The sequence below is a fragment of the Oryzihumus sp. genome, from assembly GCF_036391795.1.
Classification (GTDB): domain Bacteria; phylum Actinomycetota; class Actinomycetes; order Actinomycetales; family Dermatophilaceae; genus Oryzihumus.
The window spans coordinates 23903-34699 of record NZ_DASVZH010000161.1 but is presented as its reverse complement, the minus strand read 5'-3'; the positions used below and the strand labels follow the sequence as shown (position 1 = coordinate 34699).

Sequence of the window (10797 nt, the reverse complement as noted above, 5' to 3'; positions counted from 1 at the left end):
CCCGGCCGTGCGGCCGAGCCGCGGCCGCGCCGCTGGCCCCGCCGCACGGCGGCGGGGCCGGTGAGGTCAGCCCGGTCAGCCGGCCTGCTCGTCGACCTTCTTGATCGCGGAGATCTCGAACTCGAGGGAGATGCGCTCGGAGATCAGCAGGCCGCCGGAGTCGAGCGGGACGTTCCACTCGAGGCCGAAGTCGCGGCGGTTGATCCTGCGGCTGCCCTCGAAGCCGGCACGGATGAACCCGTCGTGGTCGGTGTCGACGCCGAGCAGTTCGAGCGGGATGACGACCTGGCGGGTGATGTCGCGGATGGTCAGGTCGCCGGTGATCATGTAGGCGTTGTCCTCGACCTCCTCCACGTTGGTGCTGGTGAAGGTGATGTCCGGCCACTTCTCCACGTCGAAGAAGTCCCCGCTCTTGAGGTGCCCGTCCCGCTGTTCGTTGCGGGTGTCGACGCTGGCCACCTTGAGGGTGACCCGGACCGAGCTCTTGGACATGTCGTCGAGGTCGGCCACGAAGGACCCGTCGACGTCGTTGAAGGCCCCGCGGACCGTGGCGACCATGGCGTGCTTGGCGGAGAAGCCGATCCGCGTGTGGGCGGGGTCGAACTCCCACTCGCCGTTGAGCACGGCGGCGTTGTCGGTCATGGGTTCCTCCGGGGGGATAGGGGACAACCGCGTGAGTATGGCACGCACCCGACCCCGTCACTCAAACCCGCCGCTGGGGTGAAATGTCCGGTCCCCGGACGCCGTGGGCGCCTCGTGCTTCGGTGTGGAGCGCCGGGACCGGGCGGTGTGGCAATGGTCACCGGGCCGCTTCGGGCGGCTCGGCCGGTTCGACGCGGAACACCGGGAACCTCGCGGCCACCGCCTCGAAGTCGGCCAGCGGGGCGTGCCGGTCCACCGGGATGTGGGGCCGGGCCCCGGGGGCCAGGTCCAGGTAGCGGCGCAGGATCGGAGCGCGCTCACCGGGAGGGACCTCCACCAGCAGGACCGGTGTGGCCCGGCCGCGCCGGACCACCGCGTGGCCGCCGGCGGCGCGCACGTTGCGCACCCAGCTGGTGTCCTCACCGAGCATCGAGACGACGTAGTGCTGTCCGCCGACCTCGGCCAGGACCAGCGGGAAGGAGATGGTGCGACCCGTACGACGGCCCCGTACCTCCAGGGTGATGGCACGGGCCGGGGAGAGCAGGCCGGCCGAGAACTGCCAGGCCGAGAGCCTGTTGGCCACCCGGGCCAGGGCACCCGGCCGTCCGCCGCGGTACATCCAGCGCCGGAAGGCATCCGTCCAGGCCCTGACTCCCTGCCACAGCGTCGCGGTGTGCACGCGACCACCTCCACCCCCGTGTGCCGTCGCGACCACGATGGCCCGGCACGCGGGTGCGGTGGCAGGGGCCCTGGTCCCGGAGACGGAGACGGTTGTCCGCCGGTGGCGGCCCGGCGAGACTCACGGCACGGAGCCGGTCGGGTGCGAGGTGGTGCGGATGGGCTGGTACCAGCAGTTCTTCGTCGAGACCGGACGGGCCGCGGCGGCCTGGGCGCTGCTCGGCTTCGTCGTGACGTTCGCGGTGACCCTCCGGATCCGGGCCAAGGCGCTCGCCCGCGCCGCCGTGCCCGCGGGGGTGGAGACCGGGGACAAGGGCGGCCTCGGCGACGTCTACATCGGCGGGGTCCACGTCCACCACCAGGTCTGGGGGATCCTGCTGGTGCTGCTGACCGCGCTGCTGGAGTTCCGCTACGCCCCGCAGAGCCCCTGGGCCTGGGTGCTGGCCGCCCTGTTCGGCACGGGCGCAGCGCTGACCCTCGACGAGTTCGCCCTCTGGTTCCACCTCGACGACGTCTACTGGGGCGAGGAGGGGCGCAAGTCCATCGACGCCATCCTGCTCGGTGGGGCACTGGGGGTGGTGCTCATGCTGCAGGCCTCACCGGTCGGGGCGACCACCTCGCGCGGCGAGGTCGCCCAGTGGCTCTACGTCACCGAGGTGGGCATCCACCTGGCCACGGCCGGGATCTGCTTCGTCAAGGGCAAGATCGCTACGGGAATGATCGGCGTGGTGGTGCCCATCGTCGCCACCGTCGGAGCCATCCGGCTGGCCAAGCCGGACTCGGTGTGGGCTCGGCGGCGTTACGGTCCGGCCAAGCTCACCCGGGCGCAGGCCCGTTTCGGTGAGGCCTACCGGCGCCGGCACGACCGGGTCCGGGACCTGCTCGGCGGGGCCCTCCCCGCACCGGAGCGTGAGGAGGGCGCCCGCCGGGACTGACCGGCATGCCGTCGGTCAGCGGCGGTCGCGGCGGTCGTCCCTGCGGTCCTCACGACGGTCGGAGCGCCGGGACACCCCGTGCGCGACCACGGCGGCCGATCCGACGACCGCAGCGGTGCGTGCCACCGGCCGCCCGATCACGCCGCGCCGTCCTGCCCTGCGTCCTGCCAGTGGCATGTCACTCACCCTCTCCTGCGTCGGCGGACTCTTCTTCCTCGATGGCCTGGATCAGCGCCTGCACCGGGATCCGGCCGCTGTCGACCAAGTGGCCGCCGGCGTGCCGCAGCGCCGATGCGAACGGGGCCGCCCAGGCGTTCTCCCACACGAGCAGCGCTGCCGTGCTGCCCGGCTCGATCGCCTCGGCGACCAGGGCCACGTCGTCCTCGCTGAGCAGCCAGGCGAGCTCGGTCTCGTAGGCCCGCAGCACCCCGAGCTCGCTCTCGTCGACCTCGCTGAGCTCGGAGAAGTCGAGGGAGCCGTCCTCGCCCTTGCGGATCAGCACCAGGTCGAGCACGCGGATGGTCCCGCTGCGCACGAGCTGTTCGAGCGCGGGGATGATCTCGCCCTTGAACCGGCTCCCCGGGAACTCCACGACGATCCAGTCCACCGGGCCGAGCTCGTCGAGGGGCGCTTCCACGGGGGCTGTCATCTGGTCGGTCATGTCTGGCCTCCTGCCTCGTGGCCGGACCGCGGACGCGGCCGGCACGGGGCCATCGTGGGCAGGGACCCGACCGTGGGGCATCACCCGGCACGAATGAGGACGAAGGACCCCGGGACGACGAACGGCGCCCGGCCTGTGGCCGGACGCCGTTCGCGCCTGGTGGGCGATACTGGGTTTGAACCAGTGACCTCTTCCGTGTCAAGGAAGCGCGCTACCGCTGCGCCAATCGCCCCGGGCAGCCCCGAGGGGCTGCGTGGAGCGGACGACGGGACTCGAACCCGCGACCCTCACCTTGGCAAGGTGATGCTCTACCAACTGAGCCACGTCCGCGTGTGAACTCCAGCGGGGTCGTGCCCCGCCGTCGTTGCGATGTCAGACATTAGCCCATCCGCGGACCCCTCGATGACACCCCCTGGCCTCGGGGGGCTGGGGGCCCCGAGGGCAGGGGGTGTCAGCCCGCGAAGGCCCGGTCGACCACCTGCGTCCCCGCCGTCCGGACAGCCGCTGCCGGCAGGGTGCCGAAGCTGTGCCCGTGCTCGCCGCCGAGCCGGCTCGCGACGAACAGCCCGGAGACGTATGCCGGTGCGAAGCGGACCAGGAGGCTGGCCTGCAATGTGGTGGCGAGCAGCTCCACGACCCCGCGCGCCCCGGCCTGTGCGTCCACCGGGTCGCCGGCGGCCAGCTCGCGGGCCGCGGTCACGGAGCGCTCGATCGCGGCGTCGAGGCGGGCGTCGGCTCCGCGGGCGAGGGCCAGCTCCCGGTGGAGGGCCTCCAGGGCCTGCGGCTCCCGGGTGACCGCGCGCACCACGTCGAGGGCGTTGACGTTGCCCGAGCCCTCCCAGATCGAGTTCAGCGGCGCCTCGCGGTAGAGCCGGGCCAGGCCGTTCTCCTCGACGAAACCGTTGCCGCCCAAGCACTCCAGAGCCTCGGCCACCATCGGGGAGGTGCGCTTGCAGACCCAGAACTTGGCCACCGCGACGGCCAGCCGCGAAAAGGCGGTGTCACCCTCGTCGACGGCGGCGGCCAGGCGCAGCCCGAGGGTCGTCGCAGCCTCGGACTCCAGGGCCAGGTCGGTCAGCACGTTGCGCATCAGCGGCTGGTCGACCAGGGCGGCACCGAACGCCTGGCGGTGGCGGGTGTGGTGCACGGCCCGGACGAGCGCGGCGCGCATGGTCGAGGCCGAGCCCAGGACACAGTCCAGCCTGGTCGCGGCCACCATGTCCAGGATCGTGCGGATGCCCCGGCCCTCGTCGCCCAGGCGCACCCCCCAGGTGCCGTCGAGCTCGATCTCGGAGGAGGCGTTGGAGCGGTTGCCCAGCTTGTCCTTGAGCCGCTGGATGGCGAAGGTGTTGCGGCTGCCGTCGGCCAGGACCCGGGGCACCACGAAGCAGGTGAGCCCACCGGGCGCCTGCGCCAGGACGAGGAAGACGTCGCTCATCGGGGCCGAGCAGAACCACTTGTGGCCGGTCAGCAGGTAGGTGTCCCCGCCCTCGAGCGGCCCGCCGGGGGAGGGCGTGGCCACGGTCGCGTTGCGGCGCACGTCCGAGCCGCCCTGCTTCTCGGTCATCCCCATCCCGGCGATCGCGCCGGCCTTGTCTGCGCGCGGCCGCAGGCCGAAGTCGTACTCGCGGGAGGCGAGCAGGGGAGCCCACAGGGCACCCAGCTCGGGGCTGGTCATGAGGGCCGGCACCGCGGCATACGTCATCGACACCGGGCAGCCGTGGCCCGCCTCGACCTGGGACCAGGCGATGAACCCGGCGGCCCGGCGCACGTGCGCACCCGTCCCCGCCGGGCGGGTCCAGGGCTCGGCGGTGAGGCCGTGGGAGACCGCGGTGGACATCAGCTCGTGCCAGGCCGGGTGGAACTCCACCTCGTCGATGCGTTCGCCGCGGGAGGAGTGGGTGTGCAGCACCGGGGTGACCCGGTCCGCCTGGTCGCCCCACGCCTGCGCCCGCGCCGTGCCCGCGAGCTCGCCGAGCCGGCTCAGCTCGGCCCGGTCGGTGGCGACACCCCACCGGCTCAGACCCTCGGTGAGGGCTGGGTCGGAGTCGACCACGTTGTGGCCGAGCAGCGGTGGGACCTGGTTGGTGACCTCGTGTGTGCTCACCCCGGGCAGGCTAGGCCGGATGGTTACCGATGGGTACACCTCGGCGAGGTCGCGGGGTGTCAGGTCCGTCACGCGGCCGCTCGGCGGTTACCGTGGTGCGGTGAGGCGCAGGCGGAGGGTGCAGGTCAGACGCATGGAGCGGCGGCCGGGGCGATGAGCCCGACGGACCGCGTGCGCCGGCGTCTGGCCCGGCTGCCGGGTGCGCTCGCCCTGGGCCGGCTCGTCGTGGCGACGTGGCGGCTGTGCCTGCGCTACCGCGTCACCGGGCTGGCGTCCGAGGCCGGGTTCTTCGCGCTGCTGTCGCTGCCGCCGCTGGTCCTGGGGGTCTTCGGTGGCGTCGGCTACGTCGGGCGCTGGCTGGGGCCCGACACGACGGGCCAGGTCAGCGCGGCGATCGAGCGGTATGCCGAGCGGTTCCTCACCGACGCCAGCGTGCGGCAGGTCATCGTGCCGACCGTCGACGACGTCCTGCGCAACGGGCGCATCGACGTCATCTCGATCGGCTTCGTCCTCTCGCTGTGGTCCGGCTCGCGGGCGCTCAACGTCTTCGTCGACACCATCTCGATCATGTACGGCCAGAGCGGGGTTCGCGGGATCCTGCGCACCCGCGCGCTGAGCTTCACCCTCTACCTGGTGGCCCTCGTGGTCGGCGTCATCGTCATGCCGCTGGTCACCGTCGGACCCAGCGTCATGGCCCGGCTGCTGCCGGCCCGGCTGGAGTTCCTCATCGGGCTGTACTGGCCCACGGTGGTGATCCTCACCGTCGCCAGCCTGACCACGTTGTTCCACGTCAGCACGCCCCGGCGCTCGCCGTGGAAGCGCGACATCCCCGGCGCGGTGCTGACGCTGGCGATCTGGCTGCTGAGCTCGTTCTTCCTGCGGCTGTGGCTGGGGGCCTCCGTCGGCGGGACCTCCATCTACGGCCCGCTGGCCGCGCCGATCGTGGTGCTGATCTGGTTGTACTTCCTCGCGATCGCCGTGCTCATCGGGGCGGCCTTCAACGCCGCGGCGCGCCAGCTGTGGCCGGTGCAGGAGCGGCTCAGCTCGCGCGCCCGGCTCATCTCCTGGCTGCGGGAGGAGTCCCGGCGCCGGCGCGAGGGGGCCGTGGCCGGCGAGCTCGCCGAGGCCCCCGGAGCCCTGGCCGGCGTGGCCCGCACGTCCCCCGTGACTCCCGCCGAGAGCCCCGCGCACGCGCCGGCCAGGAGCGAGCGGTACCGCCCGGCGCACGAGCGCCCGCTCACGCCGCTGCCCGAGCCGGAGGGACAGGCCGGCGCCGACCGCCAGTTGGACTCCGATCCTCGAGATCGGCTACTGTCTGACCGCACGCACGGCGGGTAGTTACACCGCTGGCGTTCACGCGGACGTGGCTCAGTTGGTAGAGCATCACCTTGCCAAGGTGAGGGTCGCGGGTTCGAGTCCCGTCGTCCGCTCGGAGGCCCAGTGCCTTCCCGGAGGTCCCCCGTGGCCTTCACGGTGGAGTGGCCGAGAGGCGAGGCAACGGCCTGCAAAGCCGTGTACACGGGTTCAAATCCCGTCTCCACCTCGGGCGATTGGCGCAGTGGTAGCGCGCTTCCTTGACACGGAAGAGGTCACTGGTTCAAACCCAGTATCGCCCACCAGCACGAAACGGCCCCTGAGCTGCGGACCCGCGGCCAGGGGCCGTTCGTGTGCCCGGTCGCGTGCGATCTGCGCGCGATACCTCGCCACCGAGCCGCATGCCGGCGAGCGGTCGGCCCTCCACCAGAGGTGGCTCACGGGAAGAGGGGTCGCACTCCTGCTGTAGCCCACCCTCCAGCCGCTGCCGGATGACGTGTGCGGGCCCACGCCGCTTCGCTGGTGACACGAAGGCAGGAGGGGCGATGAGCAGCAACGCGGACGGCGACGACGAGGCCCAGGAGCCCGTGCCGGACGCGGGCGCGCCTCCCCGACCAGCAACGCCAGGTTCCCTGCTCACCGCCGAACCCGTCCCCGTCCTCTCCGCACCGCCGGCCCCACCGTCGTACTGGTCGCAACGGAGCCCCGCAGGCGCTGCGGTGCTGCTCTTCGCCTCCGTCCTGATCCCCATCGTCTTCATCTTCTTCGCGATCAGGCTGTTGAGGAGGACGTACGGCAGGGCCCGCCTGTTCATCTTCGGGGTGGCTGTCGGAGGGTGGGCGGTCCTGGGAGTGCTGGGCGCGGTCTACAGCGCCTCCCTGACCTCGGCGAACGGCTACCCGCCCGAGGCCCCCTTCTACGCGGTGGGCTACGACACCGGCCTGCGGCTGTTCAGGCAGTTCCACGGCATCGACGCGCCGGCGCACTGCACGAACGTCGCCGACAGGATCGGCAGCGGCAGTGGCATCCCGGCCAGCAACTGGCAGGGCGAGCGACCGTTCTTCATGGATGGCTGCCTCGACGGCTCCCAGGGCCACGCCAACAGGTACCCCAACCAGCCGCTGCCGCAGGACAGGCAGCCCGTGAACTAGCCCCACGGGGCGAGAACGGCGGCTCGAGGGCCGGTCAGCGTCTCGCTGTCGTCCGTGCGCCCGGCGGTTCCTGTGCGGCCGCCGGCCAGGACGTGGCGGCGTGGGCGAGCGCGTGCTTCTCCAGCCCCGCCACGAGGCGCTCGAAGAGCGCCCCGGCCGCGGGCCCGCTCCAGCCTGTGGGGAGCACCTCCTGGGGCAGACCCGGGTCGCGGTAGGGCAGCTTGCGCCACCGGTCGATGACGCCGAGGTAGGCGGTGAAGGCGTCAGCGCCTTCAGGCGCCTCGTCGGGTCCGGCCGTCGTGGCGAGGTCTGCGCAGGAGCGGATGAACTCCTGGTACTGCTGGTCGATCTCCTCGAGGTTCCAGCTGTCGGAGATCAGCTCTGACAGCTGCTCGCCACCGACGTGCCGGCCGACGAACAGGGCGCACCGGGAGGTGAGGCCGAGCTCCTCGATGGCCCGCTCGGCGGCCCCGGCCATCCGGGCCGGGGCGATCCACACGCCCCCGCCCATCATCCCGAACCCCAGACCGGTGAGCCGTGACCGCAGCTGGTGGCGCCGCGCCCGGGCGGACTCGGGCACCGAGAAGCTGAGGATGCACCACCCGTCCGTCAGGTCCGCGGGCTCACGGGCGTGCCAGATGACCTCGTCGCCGGCGGCCAAGGCGGCCAGGGCGGTGTCGGTCAGCGCGTAGCCCCGCACCCCGGCCCGGGTCTCCGGCGTGAGCCAGCACCGCTGCTTGAGGCGGAAGACGGCGGTGCGGACGCTCTGCGCGTCCAGCCCCATCGGCGTCAACAGCTCGACGGCACCCCGGATCGGCATCCAGCCGCCCATCGGACGGACGACCGCCCCGAGGAAGCTGACGACCACCGTGCGGGACCTCTGCGCAGTCTGCGGGGCCGTCAGCGGGGTCGTCATCGCGTCGGGCACGCGCTCATCCTGCCAGCGGCGGCGTGGCGGGCTTCCAGCGGACGTGGACCGGCTCGACCTGGCCGCGGCGCAGCAGCGACAGGCGCGGAGGCACCTTGTCGGTGCGTGAGGTCGGTGGCTTGCGCCGCCCGGCCTGCCACGGGAGCGGCCAGTCCGCGGCCGGCCCCTGGTACCCCTGCTCGGCCGCCGCGTGCAGCGTCCACTGCGGGTCGTACAGGTGGGTGCGTCCGAGCGCGCACAGGTCGGCACGCCCGGCGAGCAGGATCGAGTTGACGTCGTCGTAGGAGGAGATCGCCCCGACCGCGATCACCGCGACCCCGGCGGGTGCCGCGACCTCGTGACGGATCCGGTCCGCGAAGGGCGTCTGGTAGGAGCGGCCGAACGCCGGCCTCTCGTCCTTGGTCACCTGACCGGAGGACACGTCGATGGCGGCCGCGCCGTGCTCGATGAACGCGCGGGCGATCTCCACGGCGTCGTCGGCGGTGTTGCCGTCGGGCACCCAGTCGGTGGCCGAGATCCGCACGGTGACGGGGATGGTCGCCGGCACGGCGGCGCGGACGGCGTCGAAGACCTCCAGCGGGAACCGCAGCCGGTGGGTGATGTCCCCGCCGTACTCGTCGGTGCGCCGGTTGGACACCGGCGAGAGGAAGGAGGAGAGCAGGTAGCCGTGCGCCGCGTGGACCTCGACGAGGTCGAAACCGGCCTCGACGCCGCGGCGGGCGGCGGCGACGAAGTCGGACACCACCGTGTCCATGTCGCCGCGGGTCATCTCGCGCGGGACGTGGCCGCCCTCGCCGTAGGGCAGCGCGGACGGGCCGATGACCGGCCAGTTGCCCTCCTCCAGCGGTTCGTCCATCCCCTCCCACATGAGCCTGGTCGAGCCCTTGCGGCCCGAGTGCCCGAGCTGCAGGCCGATCTTCGCGGTGCTGTGGCTGTGGACGAAGCCGGTGACGCGCGCCCAGGCGTCGCGCTGCTCGTCGGTCCACAACCCGGGGCAGCCGGGGGTGATCCGGCCCTCCGGGGAGACACACGTCATCTCGGTCATGACCAGGCCGGCGCCGCCGAGCGCCTTGGACCCGAGGTGGACGAGGTGGAGCTCGCCGGGCAGGCCGTCCACCGCCGAGTACATGTCCATGGGGGAGAGGATGACCCGGTTCTTCAGCTCCAACGGGCCGATCCTCGCCGGATGGAACATCGCCGGGACGACCTCGGCCGACCCCTGCTGGCGCGCGAACTCCGCCTCCATCAAGGCGGCGAAGCCCTCGTCGCGCTCCTTGAGGTTCTCGAACGTGATGCGCCGCGACCGGGTCAGCAGGTTGAACACCAGCTGCGCCGGGTCCTGGTCGGCGTACATCCCGATGTTCTCGAACCACTCCAGCGACGCCTGGGCCGCGCGCTGCGTCGACTCCACGACGGGCCGGCGTTCGCTCTCGTACGCCGTGAGCGCCTCCTCCACGCCGGCGTGCTCATGGAGGCAGGCCGCCAGCGCCAGGGCGTCCTCCATGGCGAGCTTGGTCCCCGACCCGATGGAGAAGTGCGCCGTATGGGCGGCGTCGCCGAGCAGGACCACGTTGCCGTCGTGCCACCGCTCGTTGCGCACCGTGTGGAACGTGATCCAGCGCGAGTTGTTGGTCAGGACCTGGTGGCCCTCGAGCTCGTCGCGGAAGATCTCGGCGATGCGCTCCACGGCGTGCTCGTCCGAGGCGCCAGGAGCGAGCACCTCGTCCTCGGTCCGGTCGAACCCGGCCCGGCGCCAGACGTCCTCGTGCATCTCGACGATGAACGTCGACCCGGTGTCGGAGTAGGGGTAGCCGTGGATCTGCATGGTGCCCCACTCCGTCTGCTTGACGAAGAACTGGAACGCCTCGAACACCAGGTCGGTGCCCAGCCAGATGTACTTGTTGTGACGTCGGTCCAGGGTCGGCCCGAAGACCTCGGGCGCCGCGCTGCGGATCGTCGAGTTGAGGCCGTCGGCCGCCAGGACCAGGTCGTGCGTCGCGCGCAGCGCTGCCACGTCGGGCGCCGCGGTCCGGTAGTGCACCGTCACCCCGAGCTGGGCGGCGCGCTGCTGCAGGATCTGGAGCAGCTCCTTGCGGCTCATCGCCGCGAAGCCCTGCCCGCCGACCGTGAACGTGTGCCCGTCGACGTCGACGTCGATGTCGGTCCACCGGGCGAAGCGGCTCTCCATCCGGCGGTAGATCTCGGTGTCGGCGCTCTCGATGCCGCCCAGCGTCTCGTCGGAGAACACCACCCCGAAGCCGAAGGTGTCGTCGGGGGCGTTGCGCTCCCAGACGGTGACGTCGTGCGCCGGGTGGAGCTGCTTCATCAGGGCGGCGAAGTACAGGCCCCCGGGCCCGCCGCCGGCGATGGCGATCTTCATG

At 72.3% G+C, this 10797-nt stretch carries 9 protein-coding genes and 5 tRNA genes; 6 read left to right on the top strand and 8 right to left on the bottom strand.

The features are described from left to right. Positions 1–75 precede the first annotated feature (75 nt). Entirely contained in the window at positions 76–642 is a 567-nt protein-coding gene (locus VF825_RS09990) for a YceI family protein (RefSeq protein ID WP_331112759.1), read from the bottom strand. A gap of 157 nt (positions 643–799) precedes the next feature. Next, a complete protein-coding gene (locus VF825_RS09985) occupies positions 800–1321 on the bottom strand; it encodes a nitroreductase family deazaflavin-dependent oxidoreductase (RefSeq protein WP_331112757.1) in 522 nt (173 codons plus the stop codon). Positions 1322–1478: 157 nt separating this feature from the next. On the opposite strand from VF825_RS09985, the gene VF825_RS09980 reads away from it, so the two are divergent. After that, entirely contained in the window at positions 1479–2255 is a 777-nt protein-coding gene (locus VF825_RS09980) for a hypothetical protein (protein WP_331112755.1), read from the top strand. 178 nt (positions 2256–2433) lie between these two features. Here the strand turns inward: VF825_RS09980 and VF825_RS09975 are convergent, their stop codons facing one another. From VF825_RS09975 to VF825_RS09960, 4 genes are all read right to left on the bottom strand, one after another. Further along, positions 2434–2916, bottom strand: a complete 483-nt coding sequence (locus tag VF825_RS09975) for a DUF6325 family protein (RefSeq protein ID WP_331112753.1) — start codon at positions 2914–2916, stop codon at positions 2434–2436. A 157-nt stretch (positions 2917–3073) separates the two neighbouring features. Then, positions 3074–3148, bottom strand: a tRNA-Val gene (locus VF825_RS09970). A gap of 22 nt (positions 3149–3170) precedes the next feature. Continuing rightward, positions 3171–3246: transfer RNA gene (locus VF825_RS09965), tRNA-Gly, on the bottom strand. Between the two features lie 121 nt (positions 3247–3367). After that, positions 3368–5023, bottom strand: a complete 1656-nt coding sequence (locus VF825_RS09960) for an acyl-CoA dehydrogenase family protein (protein ID WP_331112751.1) — start codon at positions 5021–5023, stop codon at positions 3368–3370. A 153-nt stretch (positions 5024–5176) separates the two neighbouring features. On the opposite strand from VF825_RS09960, the gene VF825_RS09955 reads away from it, so the two are divergent. The 5 genes from VF825_RS09955 to VF825_RS09935 all read left to right on the top strand — a co-directional run bounded on the left by VF825_RS09955 (position 5177) and on the right by VF825_RS09935 (position 7488). Beyond that, complete coding sequence (locus VF825_RS09955; protein ID WP_331112749.1) at positions 5177–6361, top strand: YihY/virulence factor BrkB family protein; 1185 nt, start codon at positions 5177–5179, stop codon at positions 6359–6361. 19 nt (positions 6362–6380) lie between these two features. Continuing rightward, a tRNA-Gly gene (locus VF825_RS09950) sits at positions 6381–6453 on the top strand. 42 nt (positions 6454–6495) lie between these two features. Further along, a tRNA-Cys gene (locus VF825_RS09945) sits at positions 6496–6566 on the top strand. A 1-nt stretch (position 6567) separates the two neighbouring features. Then, positions 6568–6642: transfer RNA gene (locus tag VF825_RS09940), tRNA-Val, on the top strand. A gap of 240 nt (positions 6643–6882) precedes the next feature. Then, on the top strand, positions 6883–7488 hold the full coding sequence (locus VF825_RS09935; protein WP_331112747.1) for a hypothetical protein: 606 nt from the start codon (positions 6883–6885) through the stop codon (positions 7486–7488). Between the two features lie 34 nt (positions 7489–7522). Here VF825_RS09935 and VF825_RS09930 read toward each other — a convergent pair whose 3' ends face one another. Together VF825_RS09930 and VF825_RS09925 are read right to left on the bottom strand one after the other, a co-directional pair. Further along, entirely contained in the window at positions 7523–8416 is an 894-nt protein-coding gene (locus tag VF825_RS09930) for a PaaX family transcriptional regulator C-terminal domain-containing protein (protein WP_331112745.1), read from the bottom strand. 4 nt (positions 8417–8420) lie between these two features. Then, a complete protein-coding gene (locus VF825_RS09925; protein ID WP_331112743.1) occupies positions 8421–10796 on the bottom strand; it encodes a bifunctional salicylyl-CoA 5-hydroxylase/oxidoreductase in 2376 nt (791 codons plus the stop codon). Position 10797: the final 1 nt, after the last annotated feature.